General features: G+C 71.9%; 23 protein-coding genes, 1 tRNA gene and 1 other RNA gene. 7 read left to right on the forward strand and 18 right to left on the reverse strand.

What is annotated here, in order from left to right:
* The first annotated feature begins 11 nt into the window (after positions 1 to 11).
* Genes panB through LB823_RS12840 form a run of 3 tightly spaced genes read left to right on the forward strand, consistent with a single transcriptional unit; the run spans position 12 to position 3,366 of the window.
* Positions 12 to 875, forward strand: coding sequence for a 3-methyl-2-oxobutanoate hydroxymethyltransferase (gene panB, locus LB823_RS12830; protein WP_224647634.1), 864 nt, complete (start codon positions 12 to 14; stop codon positions 873 to 875).
* Positions 875 to 1,867 (forward strand): prolyl aminopeptidase, encoded by a 993-nt coding sequence (pip, locus tag LB823_RS12835; RefSeq protein ID WP_224647635.1) that lies wholly within the window; start codon positions 875 to 877, stop codon positions 1,865 to 1,867. Before panB ends, pip begins: the two co-directional genes overlap by 1 nt.
* A 2-nt stretch (positions 1,868 to 1,869) precedes the next feature.
* Positions 1,870 to 3,366, forward strand: coding sequence for a CYTH and CHAD domain-containing protein (locus LB823_RS12840; RefSeq protein WP_224647636.1), 1,497 nt, complete (start codon positions 1,870 to 1,872; stop codon positions 3,364 to 3,366).
* 21 nt (positions 3,367 to 3,387) lie between these two features.
* Here the strand turns inward: LB823_RS12840 and LB823_RS12845 are convergent, their stop codons facing one another.
* The 11 genes from LB823_RS12845 to LB823_RS12895 all read right to left on the reverse strand — a co-directional run bounded on the left by LB823_RS12845 (position 3,388) and on the right by LB823_RS12895 (position 12,424).
* Positions 3,388 to 4,119, reverse strand: a complete 732-nt coding sequence (locus tag LB823_RS12845) for a cutinase family protein (RefSeq protein WP_224647637.1) — start codon at positions 4,117 to 4,119, stop codon at positions 3,388 to 3,390.
* A gap of 4 nt (positions 4,120 to 4,123) precedes the next feature.
* Positions 4,124 to 5,530, reverse strand: coding sequence for an RNB domain-containing ribonuclease (locus tag LB823_RS12850; protein WP_224647668.1), 1,407 nt, complete (start codon positions 5,528 to 5,530; stop codon positions 4,124 to 4,126).
* 17 nt (positions 5,531 to 5,547) lie between these two features.
* Positions 5,548 to 6,330 (reverse strand): acyl-[acyl-carrier-protein] thioesterase, encoded by a 783-nt coding sequence (locus tag LB823_RS12855; RefSeq protein WP_224647638.1) that lies wholly within the window; start codon positions 6,328 to 6,330, stop codon positions 5,548 to 5,550.
* Between the two features lie 10 nt (positions 6,331 to 6,340).
* The gene (locus tag LB823_RS12860) at positions 6,341 to 7,180 is read right to left on the reverse strand and encodes an ABC transporter permease (RefSeq protein WP_224647639.1); all 840 of its coding nucleotides are present in this window, start codon (positions 7,178 to 7,180) and stop codon (positions 6,341 to 6,343) included.
* Positions 7,177 to 8,163, reverse strand: coding sequence for an ATP-binding cassette domain-containing protein (locus LB823_RS12865; protein ID WP_224647640.1), 987 nt, complete (start codon positions 8,161 to 8,163; stop codon positions 7,177 to 7,179). Before LB823_RS12865 ends, LB823_RS12860 begins: the two co-directional genes overlap by 4 nt.
* A gap of 34 nt (positions 8,164 to 8,197) precedes the next feature.
* Complete coding sequence (locus tag LB823_RS12870; protein ID WP_224647641.1) at positions 8,198 to 8,671, reverse strand: DUF6194 family protein; 474 nt, start codon at positions 8,669 to 8,671, stop codon at positions 8,198 to 8,200.
* Positions 8,672 to 8,680: 9 nt separating this feature from the next.
* Positions 8,681 to 9,418, reverse strand: a complete 738-nt coding sequence (locus LB823_RS12875; protein ID WP_224647642.1) for a DUF2127 domain-containing protein — start codon at positions 9,416 to 9,418, stop codon at positions 8,681 to 8,683.
* Between the two features lie 38 nt (positions 9,419 to 9,456).
* Positions 9,457 to 9,869: RNase P RNA component class A (gene rnpB, locus LB823_RS12880), an RNA gene on the reverse strand.
* 26 nt (positions 9,870 to 9,895) lie between these two features.
* Complete coding sequence (locus LB823_RS12885) at positions 9,896 to 10,543, reverse strand: histidine phosphatase family protein (RefSeq protein WP_374201316.1); 648 nt, start codon at positions 10,541 to 10,543, stop codon at positions 9,896 to 9,898.
* On the reverse strand, positions 10,540 to 11,298 hold the full coding sequence (locus LB823_RS12890; RefSeq protein ID WP_224647643.1) for a zinc ribbon domain-containing protein: 759 nt from the start codon (positions 11,296 to 11,298) through the stop codon (positions 10,540 to 10,542). Before LB823_RS12890 ends, LB823_RS12885 begins: the two co-directional genes overlap by 4 nt.
* Positions 11,299 to 11,308: 10 nt before the next feature.
* Positions 11,309 to 12,424 carry a Nif3-like dinuclear metal center hexameric protein gene (locus tag LB823_RS12895; protein ID WP_224647644.1) on the reverse strand — a complete coding sequence of 372 codons (1,116 nt, stop codon included), beginning with the start codon at positions 12,422 to 12,424 and terminating at the stop codon, positions 11,309 to 11,311.
* 170 nt (positions 12,425 to 12,594) lie between these two features.
* Between LB823_RS12895 and LB823_RS12900 the strand changes: the two genes are divergently transcribed.
* Both LB823_RS12900 and LB823_RS12905 read left to right on the forward strand, forming a co-directional pair.
* Positions 12,595 to 13,065 carry a low molecular weight protein-tyrosine-phosphatase gene (locus LB823_RS12900; protein ID WP_224647645.1) on the forward strand — a complete coding sequence of 157 codons (471 nt, stop codon included), beginning with the start codon at positions 12,595 to 12,597 and terminating at the stop codon, positions 13,063 to 13,065.
* Entirely contained in the window at positions 13,058 to 13,927 is an 870-nt protein-coding gene (locus LB823_RS12905) for an SURF1 family protein (RefSeq protein ID WP_224647646.1), read from the forward strand. The genes LB823_RS12900 and LB823_RS12905 overlap by 8 nt, the downstream gene beginning before the upstream one ends.
* Here the strand turns inward: LB823_RS12905 and LB823_RS12910 are convergent.
* From LB823_RS12910 to LB823_RS12925, 4 genes are all read right to left on the reverse strand, one after another.
* Positions 13,866 to 14,798: a cobalamin biosynthesis protein gene (locus tag LB823_RS12910; RefSeq protein ID WP_224647647.1), complete on the reverse strand. Its 933-nt coding sequence runs from the start codon at positions 14,796 to 14,798 to the stop codon at positions 13,866 to 13,868. The two genes, LB823_RS12905 and LB823_RS12910, sit on opposite strands and share 62 nt — an antisense overlap.
* A gap of 37 nt (positions 14,799 to 14,835) precedes the next feature.
* The gene (locus LB823_RS12915; protein WP_224647648.1) at positions 14,836 to 15,453 is read right to left on the reverse strand and encodes a glyoxalase; all 618 of its coding nucleotides are present in this window, start codon (positions 15,451 to 15,453) and stop codon (positions 14,836 to 14,838) included.
* Between the two features lie 65 nt (positions 15,454 to 15,518).
* Positions 15,519 to 15,743: a translation initiation factor IF-1 gene (gene infA, locus LB823_RS12920; protein ID WP_224647649.1), complete on the reverse strand. Its 225-nt coding sequence runs from the start codon at positions 15,741 to 15,743 to the stop codon at positions 15,519 to 15,521.
* Positions 15,740 to 16,198 (reverse strand): hypothetical protein, encoded by a 459-nt coding sequence (locus tag LB823_RS12925; protein WP_224647650.1) that lies wholly within the window; start codon positions 16,196 to 16,198, stop codon positions 15,740 to 15,742. The genes infA and LB823_RS12925 overlap by 4 nt, the downstream gene beginning before the upstream one ends.
* A 223-nt stretch (positions 16,199 to 16,421) precedes the next feature.
* Here LB823_RS12925 and LB823_RS12930 point away from each other — a divergent pair, with 223 nt between their 5' ends.
* Positions 16,422 to 17,831: an NAD(P)/FAD-dependent oxidoreductase gene (locus tag LB823_RS12930; RefSeq protein WP_224647651.1), complete on the forward strand. Its 1,410-nt coding sequence runs from the start codon at positions 16,422 to 16,424 to the stop codon at positions 17,829 to 17,831.
* A 5-nt stretch (positions 17,832 to 17,836) separates the two neighbouring features.
* Here LB823_RS12930 and LB823_RS12935 read toward each other — a convergent pair.
* From LB823_RS12935 to LB823_RS12945, 3 genes are all read right to left on the reverse strand, one after another.
* Positions 17,837 to 17,913 (reverse strand) — tRNA-Val (locus tag LB823_RS12935).
* Positions 17,904 to 18,404 (reverse strand): peroxiredoxin, encoded by a 501-nt coding sequence (locus tag LB823_RS12940; RefSeq protein ID WP_224647652.1) that lies wholly within the window; start codon positions 18,402 to 18,404, stop codon positions 17,904 to 17,906. The genes LB823_RS12935 and LB823_RS12940 overlap by 10 nt, the downstream gene beginning before the upstream one ends.
* Positions 18,401 to 18,787: a DUF3052 domain-containing protein gene (locus LB823_RS12945; protein WP_224647669.1), complete on the reverse strand. Its 387-nt coding sequence runs from the start codon at positions 18,785 to 18,787 to the stop codon at positions 18,401 to 18,403. The genes LB823_RS12940 and LB823_RS12945 overlap by 4 nt, the downstream gene beginning before the upstream one ends.
* A 268-nt stretch (positions 18,788 to 19,055) precedes the next feature.
* Between LB823_RS12945 and aceE the strand changes: the two genes are divergently transcribed.
* A complete protein-coding gene (gene aceE / locus LB823_RS12950; protein ID WP_224647653.1) occupies positions 19,056 to 21,866 on the forward strand; it encodes a pyruvate dehydrogenase (acetyl-transferring), homodimeric type in 2,811 nt (936 codons plus the stop codon).
* Positions 21,867 to 21,872: the final 6 nt, after the last annotated feature.

The raw sequence follows: 21,872 nt of genomic DNA on the forward strand, positions 1-21,872 counted from the left end.
GGAGTGACGAGATGAGCGAGACCCCGTTGTACGGAGGCGGATCCACTGGGGAGGGCGGCGAGACCGCCGCGAAGCCCCCGCGCAAGAAGGTGCGCATCCACCACCTGGCCGAGCTCAAGGAGCGCGGCGAGAAGTGGGCGATGCTCACCAGCTACGACTTCATGACCGCGTCGATCTTCGACGAGGCCGGCGTCACCGCCCTACTGATCGGCGACAGCGCAGCGAACACCGTGTACGGGTTCGACTCCACGCTGCCGATGGAGCTGGACGTGATGGCGGCGATGGTCGCGGCGGTGCGTCGCGGCACGAAGTACGCACTGGTGGTGGCGGACATGCCCTTCGCCAGCTACGAGGCGTCCCCCGAGCAGGCCTACCGCAGCGCCGCGACGCTGATGAAGGCCGGCGCCGAGGCGGTCAAGCTCGAGGGCGGCGAGCACATGGCGCCCACCATCGAGTTCCTGCAGCGCCGCGGCATCCCGGTGATGGCGCACATCGGCTTCACCCCGCAGTCGGTGAACTCGCTGGGCGGCAACCGGGTTCAGGGCCGCGGCGACGACGCGGCCCACAAGATCCGCCTCGACGCGAAGGCGGTCGACGCCGCCGGTGCCTTCTCGGTCGTGCTGGAGATGGTGCCCTCCGACGTGGCCGCGCAGGTCACGAAGGAGATCGCGATCCCGACGATCGGGATCGGCGCCGGCAACCAGTGCGACGGCCAGGTCCTGGTGTGGCAGGACTTCTCCGGCCTCAACCGCGGCCGCACTGCGCGATTCGTCAAGAAGTACGCGAACATCGGCGACGAGCTGCTGCGCGGCGCCCAGGAGTACGTGGCGGAGGTCGCCTCCGGCGAGTTCCCCGGACCGGAGCACGGATTCTGATGCGAGAGTTCTATCCCGAGATCGAGGCCTACAGCACCGAGCTGCTGGACGTCGGCGACGGACAGCTGCTGTACGTCGAGCAGAGCGGCAACCCCGAGGGCAAGCCCGTGGTGTTCATCCACGGCGGCCCCGGTGGCGGCACCTCCCCCGACTGCCGGCGGTTCTTCGACCCGGCGGCGTACCGCATCGTCGTCTTCGACCAGCGCGGCTGCGGGCAGTCCAAGCCGCACATCGCCGATCCCTCGACGGGCGAGGGTGATTCGCTCGCCGACCGGCTCGCGGTGAACACCACCGCGCACCTCATCGCCGACATCGAGCGGATCCGGGAGCACCTCGGCATCGACCGCTGGCAGGTCTTCGGCGGTTCCTGGGGCTCCACGCTGGGACTGGCCTACGCGCAGACCCATCCGGAGCGGGTGACCGAGCTGGTGCTGCGCGGCATCTTCCTGCTGCGCCGCAGCGAGCTGGACTGGTACTACAACGAGGGCGCCTCGCACGTCTACCCCGACAACTGGGAGGACTACCTGGCGCCGCTCGACGAGGCGGACCGGGCACCGTCGGCCGATAAGATCGCGGCCTACCACCGGCTCCTGCACGCGGACGACCAGGAGGTCGCGCTGGCCGCCGCCAAGGCGTGGTCGAAGTGGGAGCGCAGCACGAGCCACCTCATCAACACGCCCGAGAGCTCGGCCGACGCCGACGACCCGCGGTTCGCGATCCCCTTCGCGCAGATCGAGAACCACTACTTCGTGAACGGCGGCTTCCTCGACGAGGGGCAGCTGCTGCGGGACATCGGCCGCATCGCCGGCATTCCGGGCGTCATCGTGCAGGGCCGCTACGACGTCGTGTGCCCCGCCCGCAGCGCCTGGGACCTGCACCGCGCCTGGCCCACCGCCGACCTGGTGATGGTGCCCGACGCCGGCCACTCGGCCTTCGAGCCGGGGATCCGTTCGGCCCTCATCGAGGCCACCGACCGCTTCGCGAAGGGCTGAGCATGGCCGAGCAGCGTGAGATCGAGACGAAGTACGAGGTCGGCCCCGAGACCGCGGCGCCCTCGCTGGCCGCCGTCCCCGGCGTCGACCACGTCTCGACCGACGAGGTCTTCCACCTGGTGGCGGTGTACTACGACACCGACGCCCTGGACCTCGCCGCCAACCGGATCACGCTGCGCCGCCGCACCGGCGGCAAGGACGACGGGTGGCACCTCAAGCTGCCCGACGGTGCCGACCGCCGCGAGGTGACGGTGCCGCTGGGCGACGAGGAGGACGCGCCGGAGGGCGCCGCCTCCGAGGTGCCCGAGGAGCTGGTGGAGCGCGTCCGCGCCGTCGTGCGCGGGCGCGCTCTCGCCCCCATCGCCATCGTCGAGAACGAGCGGCACACCACCTACTGCCACGCGGTCGACGGCGAGCTCCTCGGCGAGTTCGTCGACGACCACGTGCACTCGGTGTCGCTGCTGCCCGACGGGCCCGAGAAGCAGTGGCGCGAGTGGGAGTTCGAGGTGCCGGACACCTCGCTGGGCCGGAAGACGGCGGTGGCCGTCGACAAGGCGTTGCGGGCTGCGGGCGGCGTCGAGCCGGACGCGGCGTCGAAGCTGGCGCGCGCGATCGACGCCGACGCGGCGCGGGAGCCCGTCGACCTGCCGAAGAAGATCGCGCACGCGACGGCCGGGCAGCTGCTGACCGCGGCGCTGGCGGCGTACCGCGACAAGCTGCTCCGCGAAGATCCGCGGGTGCGGTCCCACGGCGACGACTCCGTGCACCAGATGCGCATCGCGACCCGGCAACTGCGCAGCGTGCTCACCGAATTCTCCGGCTTCTTCGAAGGTCCGGCCCGCGCCGCGCTGAGCTCGGAGCTCAAGCTGCTCGCGTCGATCCTGGGTGCCGTGCGCGACGCCGAGGTGCTCGCGCAGCGGTTCGCGCAGTTCGACGCCGACGGCGAGCTCGGCGGCGCCGGCGCCGCCCTCGCACAGCGGCAGCACGCCGCGGAGGCCCGCGGCTGGACGCGCGTGGACATCGCGCTGAACTCGGACCGGTACTTCGTGCTGCTGGACGCGATCGACGCCTTCCTCGCCGACCCGCCACTGCGGGAGCGGGCCGACCGGCCCGCGGTGAAGAGCCTGGCGCCGCTGCTGGACAAGCGGATCCGCTCCTTCGCCCGGCAGTCTATGGTGCTGCTCGCCGACCCGGCGTGCACCGATCACGACGTGCACGCGATCCGCAAGCACGCGAAGCGCCTGCGCTACGCCTCCGCCGTGGTCGATCCCGTGGTGCGCGGCGACCTGCGCGCCGAGGTCAAGGCGCTCGCGAAGGTGCAGAACCGGCTCGGCGAGTTCCAGGACGCGACGATCGCGCGGGATGCGGTGGCCGAGCTGGCGGCGGAGACCACCGATCCCGCCATCGCCTTCCGCCTCGGCCGCCTCGACGCCGTCGAGGAGTTCCGTGCCGCGCAGGCGCGCGCGAGCCTGGCGGGCATGCTGCGCGGGCTGCGCTGACCCGGGGCCTCCCCGGGCCCGTCAGAGGCCGGCGATGCCGGCCAGCCGGCCGCCGATGTCGGCTCCCGAGTAGGAGTCGTGCGAGTTCGGGACCGTCTTCGCGAGGTCACCGGTCCAGTGGCACACCGGGTCGCCGGAGGTGCAGATGCTCAGGGTGCGGCCGCCGATGCGCGGGGCCAGCGGCGCGGGGTTAGCGCCGCTGATCATCGCCGAGGCCTGCGCCATCCCCTGCGAGCGCGGCGCCGAGCCGAGGTAGCGGGTGGTGTCGTTCGGGATCCGGTCCGGGTCGGCGATGAGTGCCGCCGCCGTGATCTGCTTCCGGTCGCCGAGCCGCTGCAGCGCCCGGTGCACCGCGGACGCGCCTTGGGAGTAGCCGGCGAGCACGATCTTCGTCGATGGGCAGGCCTTGAGGACGATGTCGACGTCCCCCTGGGTGTTCGCGGCGCCGGTGTTCATGCTGGCGAGGAAGCCGCCGAACTGGTCCACCCGGGTGGGGACGGCCGCGGCCGGGTAGTAGATCGGGCGGATCGCCACCGTCTTCCCCGCGGCGCGGGCCCGGCCGGCGAAGGCCTGGGCTGCGGAGTTCACGGTGGCCCCGAGGCCGCCGGCGGAGTGCCCCTCGCCGGAGCCCGCGGCGCCGATGAAGGTGTAGTCGGCGCACTCCGGAGCCGCCGTTGCGGGTGCCGCGAGGGCGGGGATCAGGGGCGCGAGCAGGGCTGCCAACGCGGGGATGAGGACGAGGCGACGGCTCATGGCCTCACGCTAGCGCCTTCTCGTACGCGAAGGACACCTTTCGGGACGCAACGTCGGCCGTCTCGAGCCGCACGGTGACCCTGCTGCCCTCCGGCGGGCCGCCCGTGCAGGGCGCGATGACCGCGGGCTCGTCGAGGAGCACCTGATCGGCGCGCATCGTGACGGCGGCGAACTCCTCACCCACCCGGCCCGCGAGGATCACGGCCTCGGTGACGTCGATGCACGCCCGGTCCACCTTGTTCGCCAGCGTGTTGGTGCGGCGCATCGTCTCGGCGACGTCGTCGAGCGCGCCGCGGGCCCAGTCCGGAATCGGGCTGCCCGCGCACGCGGCGAGGCACACCTCGGTGGCGTAGCGATCGGCCAGGCGGCGCAGCGGCGCGGTGACGTGGGCGTAGGGCGCGCCCACGCCGGCGTGCCCGCGGTCGGCGGGCGGTTCCGGCGCGGCGGCGGTGCCGAAGGCGGCGTAGCCCGAGCCGCGCAGGAGCCGCGCGGCGTCGGTCATCACCGCGAGGCCCTGCGGAGTGGCGACGTCGAGACCGGCGAGGAAGTCGCCGACGGTGACCTCGCGCGGCCAGTCCTGCCCGAGCGCCCCGGCGGTGCGGCGCAGGTCGGCGACCGCGTCCTCGGGCGCGGCCGGCAGAGTGCGGAGCAGCCCCACCCCCGCGCGGAGCATGATGTCGGCGGCGCAGACTCCGGTGAGCAGGGAGATCTGCGCGTTGTGGGCGTCGAAATCGGTGCGCGGCTCGATCCGCACGGTCCAGCCGCCGGGAGCCTCCACCGCCTCCTGCGCAGGCAGCCGCAGGTCGATGGCGCCGTGGGCGCGACCCCACGCGGCGCGGAGCTTCCCCACTTCGGGCAGCAGCGCGATGCTCGGGTGCACGCGGCCGGCGTCGAAGTCGGCCTGCACGCCCGCGTAGTCGAGCTGCGCGCGGGAGCGGACCAGGGCGCGGCGCACGGTCGCCGACGTGACCTCGCCCGCGGCGTCGAGGTGGATCTCCCACAGGGCGGCCGCGCGATCCTCGCCGGGCAACAGGGACCCGGCGCCCTCGGAGAGCGGCCGGGGATGCAGCGGCACGGAACCGTCGGGCAGGTACATCGTCTGGCCGCGGCGGCGGGTCTCCGCCTCGAGCGGGCCGCCGGGCGCGACGAGCGCGCCGACGTCGGCGATCGCGTAGCGCACGAGGTAGCCGTCGCCCTCGGCGGCGATGTGCACCGCCTGGTCGAGGTCCTTCGCTCCGGGCGGGTCGATGGTGACGAACTCGATGTCGCGGCGGTCCTCGCGCCCCTCCGGGAACCGGTCGGTGCTCGCCTGCGCCTCGGCCAGCACGTCGGCCGGGAAGTCCTCGACGAGCTCGAACTCGGTGCGGACGGCCCCGAAGTCGACCGCGCTGGACGGGACGGGGCCGCGCATCGGGATACCGGTCACGTCTACTCCGCCAGCGCCTCGACGCTCATGGCCGCGGCGGTGCGGTCCCCCGCGACGAGCCAGGCGTGCACGACGTCGCCCTCGCGGTGCGCCAGCAACCGCGGCTCGTCCTCGAGCTGCAGCGCCGAGTTGTGCTCGACGACGCCGCGCAGCGGCAGTCGCTCTCGCAGGTCCGGGTAGGTGGCGAGCACCTCCTCGAGCGCCGTCCAGTACACCGCGTTGTTGACGTGCTGGATGATGTCGAGGTCGGCGGCGCGCAGCAGGAAGGGCACCTCGACCGCGTCGGGGTGCGGTGTGGGATCGAGCCACTGCTTCCAGCGCAGCACGCCCGGCTCGGCGGCCGCACCGAAGGTGCTAAGGAAGGTCTCGCTCAGCGCCGACGGGGTGAGGGTGTCGATGTTGAAGTTGATCCAGAAGGCCTCGGTCTCGATCCGGGTGCCCTTCTGCCCGTCGATGCCGATGCGCACGTTGCACCACCGCGAACCCATCTTGGAGCCCCAGCGCTCGACCGTGAGGATGTCGGGCTGCTCGCCGCCCTCGAGAATCTCGATCACAGTGCGCCGCACCACCCAGTACGGGTGGATGTCCTCGTAGTCGACGTGGCGCAGGTGGTCCTGCCCCGTGTCCTGCAGGTAGCGGGCCACCCCGTCGAACTTGAGGCGGCGGTCGGGGCTGACGGCGTCGCCGCGCACGGATCGCTGCGCCGTGTAGATGGCGCCGCTGTCCAGCAGCTCGCGGCGTCGCTCGGGCTCGGTGATGCGCGGGGGCAGGGGGTCTCCGATCACCCGCCCGAGCCTAGTCGACGGTGCGCTTGTTGAAGGCGCGCACGGCCAGCGGCGCGAATACGGCGGTGAGTGCGATCGACCAGATCACGGTCGCGAGCACGGGGTGCTGCAGGGACCACGGCGCGCCGTCGCGCAGCGGCAGGTCATTGCCCCACAGCTCCCGCATGGACTGGACCAGCGACGAAACCGGGTTCCACTCCGCGATCGCCCGCAGCCACGGCGCCATCCCCGCCGTGGGGACGAAGGCGTTCGAGAGGAAGGTGATCGGGAACATCGTCGCGAACATGAAGCCGTTCACGGCCTCGATCGACTGCATCATGCAGCCGACGAGGATGCCGAACCAGATCATGGCGAAGCCGAAGACCAGGAGCACGAGAAAGCCGAGGACCGCGTCCACCGGGTTCGTGCGGATCCGCCACCCGATGGCGAGGCCCGTCAGGCACATGACGACGATGCCGATCGACGAGTGCAGCAGGCTCGCGATGCTGCGCCCGATCAACACGGAGGCGCGGCTGATCGGCAGCGACCGGAATCGGTCGATGACGCCCTTGTCCAGGTCGGTCGTCAGGCCGCCCGCCACGACGAAGCAGGTGAAGACCATCGTCTGCCCCAGGATGCCGGGCAGCAGGTACTCGCGGTAGGAGACGCCTTCGGTGGGGATCGCGGAGCCGAAGACGAACGCGAACAGCACCGTGAACATGATCGGCTGGATCGTCACGTCGGAAAGCATCTCCGGCATGCGCTTGGTGTGGATCATGCTGCGGCGAACCATGATCCAGGACTGCTGCCACAGGCTGGTCTGATGCGTCTCGACGCCGCCCACTCCGGCGGCCTCGGTGGTGGCGGTCATGCGGAGGCCTCCTCGGCGGCGCTGTCGTCGGCTTCGGTGCGGTGCCCGGTGAGGGAGAGGAAGACGTCGTCGAGGCTGGGGCGGGAGAGGCCGAGGTCGTCGACCTTGATCCCGCTCTCCCCCAGCAACGCGCCGGCCCGGTTGAGGTCGTCCAGCCCGTTGGCCGGGCTGCTCACCTGGCGCGCGCCCTCGTCGACGAAGACCTCGCTGCCGAGCTGCGCCAGGATGTCGCGGGCGCGAGGCAGGTCGGCCGCGTCGGACACCGTCAGCACCAGGCTGGCGGCGCCCGCGCGCTCCTTGAGCTGCAGCGGAGTGCCCTGCGCGATGATCCGGCCCTTGTCGATGACGATGATCTCGTCGGCCAGCTGATCGGCCTCCTCGAGGTACTGCGTGGTGAGCAGCAGCGTGGTGCCGTTCGCCACCAGCGTGCGCAGCACGTCCCACAGCTCGGAGCGGGCGCGCGGGTCGAGGCCGGTGGTCGGCTCGTCGAGGAAGAGCACCGGCGGCGCGGTGAGCAGGCTGACGGCCAGGTCGAGCCGGCGGCGCATGCCGCCCGAATAGGCCTTGACCTGCTTGTCCGCCGCCGCGGTCAGCGAGAACTGTTCGAGCAGCTCCGCGCTGCGCCGCTTGAGCGCGGCCCGCGGGATGCCGTAGAGGCCGCCGATCATCGCCAGGTTCTCGCGCCCCGTCAGGATCTCGTCCACCGTGGCGGCCTGCCCGGTGAGGCCCATGTTGCGCCGTACCTCGATGGGGTGTTCCCGCACGTCGTACCCCGCGATGCGGGCCGTGCCCTCGGTGGGCGGCGACAGGGTGGTCATCATGCGGACCGTGGTCGTCTTGCCCGCGCCGTTGGGGCCCAGCAGGCCGAGCACCGAGCCCCGCGGCACCTGGAAACTGACCCCGTCCACCGCCGTGAAGTCACCGAACCGTTTCACCAGGCCGATGGCTTCGATCGCCCAGTCACCGCTCTCACCCTGTGTCATGGCTCACACGGTAGTGGGGACCGCCGACAAGTTTCTATTGCTTTTGCACGTGGGCGCGGGCGCGCTCCAGGAGGTCGACGACGTCGGGCCCGGCCCCGGGGTTCACCACGGACACCCAGCCCAGCTTGGCGTACAGCGGGTGCGGGATCACGACGCCGTCGGCGGCGTAGTCCCACTCGCCCGCGCGGTCGGCGTGCTCCGCGGGCGGATAGCCGATCAGCTCGGTGAAGGCCTCGCGCCCGACGTTGGCGTTGAGCCGGAAGGCGCCGGGCCGGTCCAGGCCGGACTGCTCGTCGTCGGGGTAGTTCTTGGTGATGATCGTGAGGTACGGCATGACGCCGGGCTCGCCGTTCGGCGTGGAGTAGACGAAGGTGTCACCCCAGGCGATCTCGGGCACGGGCGTCTTCCCGTCGGCGGCGATCGCGCCGGGCGCGATGGTGTCGACAGTGGATTCGGGGAGGCTCTGCAGGAGGGCGATGACGGCGTCGCGGGCGCTCGAATCGGTCACCTCTGCACGCTACTCGCCGGCGCGACGGACCGTCAGGACACTGTCGGACTCCCGCTCGGCGCGGTACGCCGCCGCGCCGCCGTTGACCCCGAACAGCCGCTTGCTCCACACGAGCCACGCGACGGCGGCGACGTTGATCAGCAGCGCGCCGGCGCGCAGTGCGGTCACCTTCTCCGTGATCTCGTAGATCTCCAGCGGGAGGAACGCGGAGGTCGCGATCACCGCGAAGTACTCGCCCCAGCGCTTGCCGAGCCAGAGCCCCACCGCCTCGACGACCTCGATCACGGCGTAGGCGACGAGGCCGGCGGCGATCCAGGCGAGCGTCGTACTCGACAGGCCCAGCGCCGTGTCCACGGTCTGCACGATCCTCGAGTCGCCCACGTTGAAGCCGAGCTGACTCAGCACCGGCAGCTTGGACTGGAACACTTCGCGCAGGTGCTCGTGGGTGCCGCGGAACTGCCACACGACGACGCCGGCGGCCGCGAAGACGATCCCGCGCAGCAACCGCTCGACCGCGAGGAAGCGCATGATCAGCTCGTCGCGCAGCGCCCGGCCCCGGGGAACCGACGGTGCGTGCGCGGCCGGTCCCGAACCGTGCGGCGGGCCGACGACGAAGTCGTCGCAGCGCAGGCAGCGCCACGCCTCGCCCTCGGGGGTGTCCGTCCGGACCCGGGCGCGGAGATCCGCCTCGTCGGGGTCGTAGGTGACGTGACCGCGGAGGCCGCAGGACAGCACGGAGAGGTCCATCGGACCAGGTTAAGCCCGGCAGCGGCGGGACGTCGGGGCGGACGAGCTGACGTGTAAGCCGGATCCTGTCCCCCGCCGCATCGCTGCGCCGGGGTGGCGACCATCCATCTGGACACACCGTCGCCGGGTGCCTCGAGCGGTCCACCCGCGCGCTCGGGCGAGCAGCCCTCGATCACGCGCGCAGCGCCACCATGAGGTGGCGCCTTCGACCTTGCTCCGGGTGGGGTTTACCGAGCCGCGACGGTCACCCGCCGCGCTGGTGCGCTCTTACCGCACCGTTTCACCCTTACCCGGGCCGGAGCCCGGGCGGTCTGTTCTCTGTGGCACTGTCCCGCGGGTCACCCCGGGTTGCCGTTAGCAACCACCCTGCCCTGTGGAGTCCGGACTTTCCTCGACGCGGGCGTACTGGTCACCCAGCCGTTCCCGACGCCGCGGCCGCCCGGTCAGCTCGTCCGCGCGGTACAGAGTACCCGAGCCTCAGAGCCCCGCGGTCCGGTTGACCTGCCGCACGGAGGCGCCGCCGTCGGGGTAGAAGTCGGCGATCGAGATCGAGGCCAGGTCGAGGTGCAGCCGGTAGAGCAGCTGCGGGCCGACGTCGAGGGCGATCCGCAGCGCCGTCTTGATCGGCGTGACGTGCGAGACCAGCAGCACGGTGCGGCCGGCGTGCTCGGCGGTGACCCGCTCCAGCAGCGCCGCGACGCGGCTGTGCACCTCGTCGAAGCTCTCGCCGCCGGGCGCCGCCACCGCGGTGTCGCCGAGCCATCGGGCGTGCAGCTCCGGGTCGCGGTCCCGGGCCTCGCCGAACGAGAGACCCTCCCACGCACCGAAGTCCGTCTCGATCAGCGCGTCCTCGATCTCGACGGTGAGCGCCCGGCCGGCGGCCACGGCGTCGGCGGTCTGCCGCGCGCGGTCGAGCGGCGACGAGAGGACGGCGTCGATCGGCGTGAGCCGCAGCAGTTCCGCGGCCTCGGCGGCCTGCTCGCGCCCGAGGTCGGTGAGCGACGGATTGCCGCGGCCCGAGTACAGCCGCCGCACCGATGCCGGAGTCTGCCCGTGCCGCAACAGGATCACGCGGGTGGGCTCGTGCGCGGAGGCGGTCCAGCCCCCGCGCTGCGCTCCCGTCACTCCTCGGGCTTGGGCTGGGGCAGCCCGGACTCGTTGGTCCGCACCAGGATCGCGCCGCACTCGTCGCAGTGCACCACGAGATCGGCGGGCTTGCGGTTCACACCGTCGAGGAAGCCCCGGTCGAGCTCCAGGCGGCAGGCGCCGCACCGTCGGGCCTGCAGGAGCCCCGCGCCGGCACCGGAGTTCTTGCGGCACCGCTCGTACTCGGCGTACAGGTCCTCCGGCAGCTTCCCGACGACGTCCTCGCGGGTGGCGGTCGTGCGGTTGCGCGCGACGTCGATGTCCTTGACGGTCTCCTCGCGGCGGCGCTGCACCGCGGCGATCTCGTCGCTCGTCGCGGTCACCACGGCCTCGGCGCGCTGCTGATCGAGCTCGACCGCCTCACGCTTCTCCATGAGCTCGAGCTCCTCGTCCTCCAGCACCGACTGGCGCCGCTCGAGGCCGCGCAGCTCGTGCTCGATCTCCGTGAGCTGCTTCGCCGGGACGGCGCCGGCGGCGAGCAGCTCGCGGTCCTTCTGCTCCCGGAGGCGGGTCTGCTCGACCTCCTTCTCGAGCTTGCTGATGTCGCGGTCCAGGTCCTCGACCAGGATCGACACGCGCACCGATTCGTCGCGCTCGGTGGTCGCGCGCTTCTCGAGCTCGGCGAGCTCGGCGTCCTCGGGCAGGTGGGTGGCGCGGTGGGCCAGACGGGAGATCTCCGCGTCGACCTCGGCGAGGTCCAGCAGGATGCGTTGGGCGGCCGGATCAGCGTTCATCTGCGCCACTCTACGCATCCGGTGCGGGCGCGGCCCGCACCGTGAACGGATCCGTCGGGGCGTCGTGCACGGCGACGTCGAGGTAGGGCCACAGCAGCTCGGCGACGGTAGCGCACCAGGGGAACTCGGTGCCCCAGTGCCCGCCATCCACGAGTGCGGGCCCGCCGGCGCGCAGGTGCTCGTCGACGGGGTGGTGTCGCAGGTCGCCGGTCACGTAGGCGTCCACGCCGAGGCGCGCGACGGTGCCCAGCAGCGAATCCCCCGCTCCCCCGCAGACCGCGACGGTGCGGATCAGGGCGGCGGGGTCGCCCGCGGCCCGGGCCGGCGCGCCGAGCGCCGACGCGACGTGGGCGGTGAACGCCTCCAGGGTCATCGGCTCGGGCAGTGCGCCGACGCGGCCGAGGCCCCATTCCCGCTCGCCGCCGACGAGCTCGACGATGTCGTGGGCGGGCTCCTCGTACGGGTGGGCGCTGCGCAGCGCGGCGAGGACGTCGGCGCGACGGCCGCGGGCGGCCACCAGCTCGGCCCGCGTCTCGGCGACCGTCGTCAGCTCGCCGTTCTCCCCGATCGCCGGGTTCGCCGACGCGCCGGGCCGGAACTGGCCGACACCGTCGACCCGCCAGGCGCACTCGGAGTACTCCCCGACCTCGCCGGCCCCGGCCTCGAACATCGCGGAGAGCACTTCGTCGGCATGGGCGGGCGGGACCATCACGCCCCATCTGTCGAGCGCGAGCGGCGCGTCGAGGTGTTCGACGGGGCCGGTCACCTCGAGGCCGAGCGCGGCTGCGAGGGCGTCGTTGACACCGCCCCGCGCGCGGTCGGCGTTGGTGTGCGCCGTGAACAGCGCGCAGCCGCCACGGATCAGGCGGTGGATGAGCGCGCCCTTCGGCGTGCTCGCCGCGACGGTGTCCACGCCGCGCAGCAGCAGCGGGTGGTGGGCGATCACCAGCTGCGCGCCGCGGGCGAGCGCGGCGTCCACCACGTCCGCGGTCACGTCCACGCAGACCAGGACGTGCGTGACCTCGGATTCCGGGTCGCCGCACACGAGCCCGACGCTGTCCCACCCCTCCGCGAGCCGGGGCGGATACGCCTGATCGAGCACCTCGATGACCTCTGCCAGCTTCATGGCTGTCAGCGTAGATCCGTCGGGACCGTCTGGAGCCGAGGCCGCCCGCTCACCCGCTATGAAATCGTGACCGCCAGTGACACGATTTCATAGCCGGACGCGAACGGCATGCGCTCCGTCACCGTCGGGTGCGGCGGCCTGGCCCGCACCGTTTCGGGCAAGATGGAGGCGTGATTACTCCGCTGCATGTCACCTTCGTGTGCACCGGCAACATCTGCCGTTCGCCGATCGCCAAGATCGTCTACGAGCAGTCGGTCGCTGACGCCGGACTGGCCGAGGCGGTGCGGGTCACCAGCGCCGGCACCGACGGCTGGCACGAGGGAGGACTGGCGGACCGGCGCGCACGGGACGTCCTCGCGGAGGCCGGCTACCCCACCGAACACACCGCCGCGGAGCTGACGGACGACCACCTCGCCGCGGACCTGGTCGTGGCGCTGCATCGCTCCCACGTCGGGCCGCTGCGGCAGCGCGGCGTCCCCGCGGAGCGGATCCGCCTGCTCCGCAGCTTCGACCCCGAGGCCGCTCACGAGAGCGTGCCCGATCCCTACTACGGCGACCACGACGACTTCCGCGCGACGCTCGCGCAGGTCGAGGGCGCGATGCCCGGGCTCCTCGAGTGGACGCGAGCGAATCTTGCCTAGCTGGATCAAGGTGATCTTCCAGCCGCGGTGGATCGCCCTCGCCGTCGCAGCCATCGCCTTCACCGCGCTGTGCTGGTCGGTGCTCGCGCCGTGGCAGCTGGGCAAGAACTCCTCCACCAGCCACCGCAACCAGCAGATCGCCGACTCCGTTAACGCCGAGCCCGTGCCGGCGGCGCAGGTCCTCGGCGGTCGCACCGAGGTGCCGAAGGACGCCGAATGGCGACGCGTCGTGCTCACCGGGCAGTACCTCGCCGACAAGCAGTCGCTCGCCCGCCTGCGGAACCAGAACGGCAAGCCCGCGTACGAGGTGCTGGTGCCCTTCGCCGCGAACGACGGCGCGACCTACCTCGTGGACCGCGGTTTCGTGCAGACCCCGACCGGCGGCGTCGTGCCGGAGTTCGCGCCGCCACCGTCGGGCACGGTGACGGTCCAGGCGCGCGTCCGCGCGCCGGAGAAGACCGACCCGGCCCGCGGGCCGCGCACGGAGGGCGGTTACCTGCAGGTCTTCGCGATCGACCCGGGGGCGATCGGGCCCGCGCAGGGCGTCGCCTTCGCGCCCGGCTACCTCAATCTCGACGAGGGCCAGCCCGGCGGCCTCGACCCGATCCCGCTCCCGATGCTCGACGCGGGCCCGTACCTCTCGTACGGCCTGCAGTGGCTGGCGTTCGGCATCATGGCGCCGCTCGCGATCGGCTACTTCGTGTGGTCGGAGGTGCGCCGCCGGCGCGAGGACAAGGCGGTGTTCGACGCGGGTACGGCGGACGCCGGGGAGACGCCGGAGGACGAGCCGTCGCCGGAGATCACGCCCGAGGCCGCGCGCGCCGCACGGCTCGCCGACCGGTACGGACGCAAAGGACAGTAGCGGCCAGCGCGCCCAGTTCGACGGTCAGCGACAGGCGGGCCGCCCGCGCCAGGTCGCGCGGCTCGGGCGCGCGACCGTCGCCCAGGGTGGGGCGCAGTTCCACGCCGTGCGCGTACTGCGTCCGCCCGCCCAGTTGCAGGCCCAGCGCGCCCGCGGCGGTCGCCTCCGCCACCCCGGCGTTGGGGCTGGGGTGCTTCGCCGCGTCCCGCCACCACGCCCGCGCCGCGTCCGACGGTGCCCCGGCGACGGCCGGCGCGAGCCCGACGGTGACCGCTCCGGCGAGCCGGGCGGGGACGTAGTTGAGCACGTCGTCGAGGCGCGCGGACGCCCAGCCGAAGTCGGCGTAGCGGTCGTTGCGGTAGCCGACCATCGCGTCGAGGGTGTTGGCCGCGCGGTACGCGAGCAGGCCGGGCAGGCCCGCGACGGCGCCCCAGAACAGCGGCGCGACCGCCGCGTCGGAGGTGTTCTCGGCGACCGACTCCGTGGCCGCGCGGGCGAGCCCCGCGGTGTCGAGCACCGACGGATCGCGCCCGCACAGGCTGGGCAGCAGGGTGCGCGCGCCGTCGAGGTCGCCGCGCTCGAGGTCGGCGCCCAGCGTGGAGCCGACCTTCCGCAGGCCCGCTCCCCCGACCACCGCCCAGGTGCCGACGGCGGTGGCGCCCGGCACGTTCCGCAGCGTGTATCCGAGCGCGGCGGCGCCCCCGACGAGGATCGCGGTGTAGGCGGCGCCCCGCAGCTTCGACGGCGCGTACATCCGCGCCTCCAGCGCCTGCGCGACGGTGCCGAAGCCCGCGACCGGGTGGTACCGGCGCGGGTCGCCGAAGACCTCGTCGGCGAGGACGCCGAGTGCGAGCTCGGTGGAACGGTTCACGGGGCTCGACGCTACCGGTCGTCGTCCCGGCCGGTCGTCACTGCCAGACGAAGCCGTCGGGGTCGGTGAGGGATCCGAGCGCACCGTCGATGCGGAGGCGGTGGGAGCCGCTCCCCTCCGCCGGGACCCCTGCGTCCTTGGCCGCGGCCTTGCGGCCGTAGAGCGCGAGCTTCACCGCGCCGGGCGCGGCGTCGAACTCGACGTACTTGCGGCCGAAGCTCTTCGCGACGGTGAGCCCGCGCTCGGTGTAGAAGGCCTTGGTGACCGCGACGTCGTCGACGCCGAGGAGCAGCACGATGTCGTCGATGGTGCGCAGCGGCGCTCCGGTGTTCTTCTTCGACGAGGAGGCGATCTTCCAGACGGTGCCGTCGGGCGCGCGGAAGACGGCGCCGTAGCCCCAGAAGGACTTCCGGGCGGGCTTGATCTCCGTCGCGCCCGCCGCGAGGGCGGGCGCGACGAAGGAGTCGACGACAGCGGGTTCCGCCACGACGAGGGAGACCACGAAGCCGCGGAAGCCCTCGGACGGGCCGCCGGCGGGCGCGGACCGGAGCCGCGGGTCGGGGCCGAACGCGGCGTCGTAGAAGGCCTGGGCGGAGGCCGGGTCGGCCGCCTCCAGGGTGAGGGACCGGACCGGGGTGCTGAGCGAGGTTGTCATGCCGACAACGCTATGAGCTGCGCTTTCGGGACGCTTCTCGATTCCTGACCGATCCGGCCCCGCCGTCAGTTCCGGTAGCGGAAGACGATCCGGCCTCGACTGAGGTCGTAGGGACTGATCTCCACGAGCACGCGGTCGAGCGGGACGATCTTGATGTAGTTCTTCCGGATCTTCCCGCTGATGTGCGCCAGGACGACGTGCCCGTTGTCGAGCTCCACCCGGAACGTGGCCGCGCGGAGCCCTTCGATGACGGTGCCGGCGGCCTCGATGCCGCGCGAGGTCTTGGTCATGACCGCACCAGCTCGACGGTGGTCTCGACCGCGATGCCGCCGGCCTGCTCGATCACGGCGACGGCGGCACCGTCGGCGGGATCGGCCTGCGCCGCCAGGAAGGGCGCGACCCCGGGCGCGGATCGGACCCGCCACGCCCCGGGCGGGGTGACGGCGGGCGGCGGGTCGAGCGGGATCCGGTACAGCGCCTCCCGCCGGTGCGGGGCGAAGCCGTGCCGGCGCCAGGCGGCGAGCAACTCATGGTCGCCGTCCGCCACGAGGGTGAACAGCGGTGGCGGCAGCTCGGCGAGGAGCGCTGCGGCGAGCAGGTCGAAAGCCGCTGCGGTCCAGGCGTCGACGCTGATGAATCCGGCCCGTCGTGACGGTCCGGCGCGGCCGATGACGCGGTCCTCGGCGTCGATCGCGAGCCAGTCGCCGTCCTCGGCGCGCACGAGAGTGAGAGGGGAGTCGTTCATGGTGATGCCTTCCAGGAATGCCTGCGTGCGGCGCTCCTGGTGGCGACACCTAGGTCGACCGTGAGAACGGAGGGAGCACCCACATGCGTGAAACGTTCACGGGTCTCACCTCCTCAGGTCCTGTCACGGTTGCGCCCAGCGTATCCCCCGGCCCGGACCGTCCGCATCCCCTTTTTCGCGGGCCCGCCGCCGGCGGACGTACGGTGGTCGAAGGAGGTGCGCCATGGACGAATTCGACGTGGTCGTGATCGGCGGTGGGCCGGTGGGCGAGAACGTGGCCGACCGCGCGGTGCGGGGCGGGCTCACCGCCGCGCTGGTGGAGAGCGAGAAGTTCGGCGGTGAGTGCTCCTACTGGGCGTGCATGCCGTCGAAGGCGCTGCTTCGGCCGGGACAGGCGCTGCGCGAGGCGCAGCACGTCCGCGGCGCGCTCGCCGGCGAGGCCTCGCTCGACCCGTCGGAGGTCTTCGCCCGACGGGACGCCGTGGTCGGGAACTGGGACGACGCCGGGCAGGTGCGGTGGGCGACGAACGCCGGGATCACCGCGATCCGCGGCCAGGGGCGACTCTCCGGGCCGCGCCGGGTCACCGTCGTCGGGCCCGACGGTGCCGAGACCGCCCTGTCCGCGAAGCACGCCGTCGTCCTCGCGACGGGCACCGATGCGGCCGTTCCCGACATCCCGGGCCTGCGGGCCGCGCGCCCGTGGACCAGCCGCGAGGCCACCAGCGCGAAGGCGGCGCCGCGGCGTCTCGCGGTGATCGGCGGTGGCGTGGTCGCTGCCGAAATGGCCACGGCGTACGCGTCTCTCGGCTCGGAGGTGACGCTGCTCGCGCGCAGCGGGTTGCTCACCGGCCTGGAGCCCTTCGCGGGCGAGGCGGTCGGCGACGGCCTCCGCGCGCTCGGCGTGGAGGTGGTGACCGGCGAGTCCCCGACCCGGGTCACCCGCGCGGACGGCGAGGTGACGATCGAGACCTCGGCCGGGCGGACCGTCGTCGCCGACGAGGTGCTCGCGGCCACCGGGCGTACGCCGCGGACCGTCGACCTGGGGCTGGAGACCGTCGGGCTGGAGCCCGGGTCGTGGCTCGCCGTGGACGACACGCTGCGGGTCGAGGGCTTCGACTGGCTGTACGCGGCGGGCGATGTGAACCACCGGGCGCTGCTCACGCACCAGGGCAAGTACCAGGCGCGGGCGGTCGGCGACGCGATCGCCGCCCGGGCGCGCGGAGCCGCCGTGGACGACGCGCCCTGGGGCGCGCACGTCGCGACGGCGGACCACACCGCGGTGCCGCAGGTGATCTTCACCGAGCCGGAGGTCGCGGCCATCGGCGTCACGGAGGCGCAGGCGCGGAAGGCCGGCACGGACGTGGCCGTAGTCGACTACGACCTCGGCTGGGTGGCCGGCGCAACCCTGTACGCCGACGGCTACGCGGGCCGCGCGCGGATGGTCGTCGACGAGGCCCGCGGTGTGGTGATCGGCATGACGCTGGTGGGTCCCGCGGTCGCGGAACTGCTGCACGCGGCCACGATCGCCGTGGTGGGAGAGGTGCCGATCGCGCGGCTGTGGCACGCGGTGCCCGCCTACCCCACGATCAGCGAGGTGTGGCTGCGACTCCTGGAGGCGTACCGGGACCGGTGAGGCCGTGGTGCGCACAGAGGGACTCGAACCCCCGACAACCGGTGTGTAAGACCGGGACTCTAACCAACTGAGCTATGTGCGCTTGCCGGTCGAAGATAGCGCAGCGAGGGCGTCTTCCCAAAGCGACTGATCGCGGGGCACGCCGGGCTCGTTCATCTCGGAGAACCGGATCACGCCCTCGCGGTCGATGACGAAGGTGCCGCGGTTCGGGTAGCCGTTCTTGCCGTTGAGCACGCCGTACGCGTTCGCGACGTCGCCGTGCGGCCAGAAGTCCGAGAGGATCGGGAACAGGTAGCCCTGCGAGCCGGACCACACCTTGTGCGTGGGCGGCGGGCCCACGGAGACGGCGAGAACGGCGGCATCGTCGTTCTCGAACGACGGGAGGGAATCGCGGATCCCGCCCAGCTCGCTCTCGCAGGTGCCCGTGAAGGCCAGCGGGAAGAACACGAGCAGCACGTTCTTGCGGCCGCGGTAGGACTCCAGCGAGACCGGCCGGTTGTTCTGATCACGCAGCGTGAACGACGGCGCCTCGGCACCGACCTCCAGCGGACCGTCGAGCCGGGGAGATGTCACCTCTTGGCCACGCGGCCGGACTTCGGCTGCACGAGCCGCGAGCCGATCCAGGAGCCGAGATTGGTCGACGAGGTCTGCGTGAGGCCAGCCGTCGGCGCGGCCTCGGCGATCTCGCTGGGCTGCACGTGCCCCGGCTGACCGGTCTTGGGGCTGAGCACCCAGACGTAGCCGTCGTCGGAGAGCGGGGTGATCACGTCCATGAGGGTGTCGACGAGGTCCCCGTCGTCGTCGCGCCACCACAGCACGACCACGTCGATCACCTCATCGGTGTCCTCGTCGAGCATCTCCGCGCCGGTGAGCTCCTCGATGGCAAGGCGCAGGTCGTCGTCGGTGTCGTCGTCCCAACCGATCTCCTGCACGATGTTGCCGGGCTGCAGGCCCATCTTCTGGGCGAATGACCCATTCGTGGACACCGGTGGGAGCCTCCTCGCGTCAGCGCGGGCGGCCCGTTGCCACCCGCATACAGCTGTTCGGTGTCAACTTACGGCACCTGCGCGTGCGCGCAAGCGGGGTACGCCGAACTCGCGCTGCAGACCTGGCGAATTCCACCACGCGGAATACGACTGTCGAGTAACTTTCGAATGCGGCAGGATGGGATCTGCGACACACCGCAGACCTACGCACCGCCTTCGCGACCCGTGAGGAGCACCAGTGACAGACTCGATCGCCACCACCCCGGCACCCGCCTCAGGAGAGGGTCCCGCACCGTCGAACGACGGTCGCCCGGACCGCGTCCGCGTGATTCGCGAGGGGGTGGCGTCGTATCTCCCGGACATCGATCCGGACGAGACCGGCGAGTGGATCGAGTCCTTCGACGATCTGATCGCGACCCACGGCCCCGCCCGCGCCCGCTACCTGATGCTGCGCCTGCTTGAGCGCGCGAGCGAGCAGCGCGTCTCCATCCCGTCGCTCACGTCGACCGACTACGTCAACACCATCCCCACCGATCTCGAGCCCTGGTTCCCGGGCGACGAGGAGATCGAGCGCCGCTACCGCGCCTACATCCGGTGGAACGCCGCGATCATGGTGCACCGCGCGCAGCGGCCCGGCGTCGGCGTCGGCGGCCACATCTCGACGTACGCCGGCGCGGCGTCGCTGTACGAGGTGGGCTTCAACCACTTCTTCCGCGGCAAGGAGCACCCCGGCGGCGGCGACCAGGTCTTCATCCAGGGCCACGCCTCCCCCGGCATCTACGCCCGCGCCTTCCTCGAGGGCCGCATCCCCGCGGAGCGCCTCGACGGCTTCCGCCAGGAGAAGTCGCACGAGGACAAAGGCAAGGGCCTCCCCTCCTACCCGCACCCCCGGCTGCTGTCGAACTTCTGGGAGTTCCCGACGGTGTCGATGGGCCTCGGCCCGATGAACGCCATCCAGCAGGCGCGGTTCAACCACTACCTGCACGACCGCGGCATCAAGGACACGTCCGACCAGCACGTCTGGGCGTTCCTCGGCGACGGCGAGATGGACGAGCCCGAATCGCGCGGCCAGATCCAGATCGCCGCGACCGAGGGGCTCGACAACCTCACCTTCGTCGTGAACTGCAACCTGCAGCGCCTCGACGGGCCCGTCCGCGGCAACGGCAAGATCATCCAGGAGCTGGAGTCCTTCTTCCGCGGCGCCGGCTGGAACGTGATCAAGGTGATCTGGGGCCGCGAGTGGGACGAGTTGCTGCACAAGGACCGCGACGGCGCCCTCGTCAACATCATGAACAACACGCCCGACGGCGACTACCAGACGTTCAAGGCGAACGACGGCGCGTTCGTGCGTGAGCACTTCTTCGGCCGCGACCCGCGGACCAAGGAACTGGTCCAGGACATGACCGACGAGCAGATCTGGGGCCTGCGCCGCGGCGGCCACGACTACCGCAAGCTGTACGCGGCCTACAAGTCGGCGATGGAGCACAAGGGCCAGCCGACGGTGATCCTGGCGCACACCGTCAAGGGCTTCGGCCTGGGCCACAACTTCGAGGGCCGCAACGCCACGCACCAGATGAAGAAGCTCACCCTCGACGACCTCAAGGGCTTCCGCGATCACCTGCGGATCCCGATCTCGGACGCCGAGCTCGAGAAGGACCCCTACCTCCCGCCGTACTACAACCCGGGACCGGAGTCGAAGGAGATCCAGTACATGCTGGATCGCCGCAAGCAGCTCGGCGGCTTCCTGCCGACCCGCCGCACGCAGGCCCAGGTTCTCCAGACCCCCGGCATCGACGCGGTGAAGGTGATGCTCAAGGGCTCGGGCAAGCAGGAGGTCGCGACCACGCAGGCCGTGGTGCGCATCTTCAAGGAGCTGCTGCGCGATAAGGAGGTGGGCCCGCGGATCGTCCCGATCATCCCCGACGAGGCGCGCACCTTCGGCATGGACAGCTGGTTCCCCACGCTGAAGATCTACAACCGCCTCGGCCAGACGTACACGGCCGTCGACGCACAGCTGATGCTCGCGTACAAGGAGAACCCGCAGGGCGTGATCCTGCACGAGGGCATCAACGAGGCCGGCTCGACCGCGTCGTTCACCGCGGTGGGTACCTCATATGCCACGCACGACGTGCCGATGATCCCGCTGTACATCTTCTACTCGATGTTCGGCTTCCAGCGCACGGGCGACGGCCTGTGGGCGGCCGCCGACCAGATGGCCCGCGGCTTCGTGCTCGGCGCCACCGCCGGCCGCACCACACTGACCGGCGAGGGCCTGCAGCACGCCGACGGCCACAGCCACGTGCTCGCGTCGACCAACCCGGCGGTCGTCGCCTACGACCCCGCGTTCGCCTACGAGCTGGCGCACATCGTGATCGACGGCCTGCGGCGGATGTACGGGGAGAACCCGGAGAACATCTACTACTACATCACCGTCTACAACGAGCCGATCCACCAGCCGGCGGAGCCGGAGAACCTGGACGTCGACGGTCTGCTCAAGGGCCTGTACCTGTTCAAGCCCGCCGACACCGCGCACGAGAAGAAGGCGAACATCCTCGCCTCCGGCGTCACGATGCCCGACGCGCTCAAGGCCCAGCAGATGCTGGCCGAGGAGTGGGGCGTCTCCGCGTCGGTGTTCTCGGTGACCAGCTGGGTCGAACTGTCGCGCGACGGCATCGAGTCCGAGAAGGCGGCGCTGCGCGACCCGGGCGCCGAATTCCGCACCCCGCACGTCACCAAGATCCTCGGCGGCACCGAGGGCCCGACGATCGCGGCGTCCGACTTCATGCGCGGCACGCAGGACCTCATCCGGCAGTGGGTGCCCGGCACCTACGTCACCCTGGGCACCGACGGCTTCGGCTTCTCGGACACGCGCCCGGCGGCCCGGCGGTACTTCAACGTGGACGCCGAGTCGATCGTCGTGGGCGTTCTCCTGGGGCTCGCCCGGGACGGAGCACTCGATTTCTCGGTCGCCGCGGACGCCGCGAAGCGGTACCGGATCGACGACGTGCTCGCCGCCCCGAAGCAGACGTCGGACCCCGGCGTAGCCTAGGACTCC

The organism is Tsukamurella sp. M9C (genome assembly GCF_020169415.1).
Lineage (GTDB): Bacteria > Actinomycetota > Actinomycetes > Mycobacteriales > Mycobacteriaceae > Tsukamurella.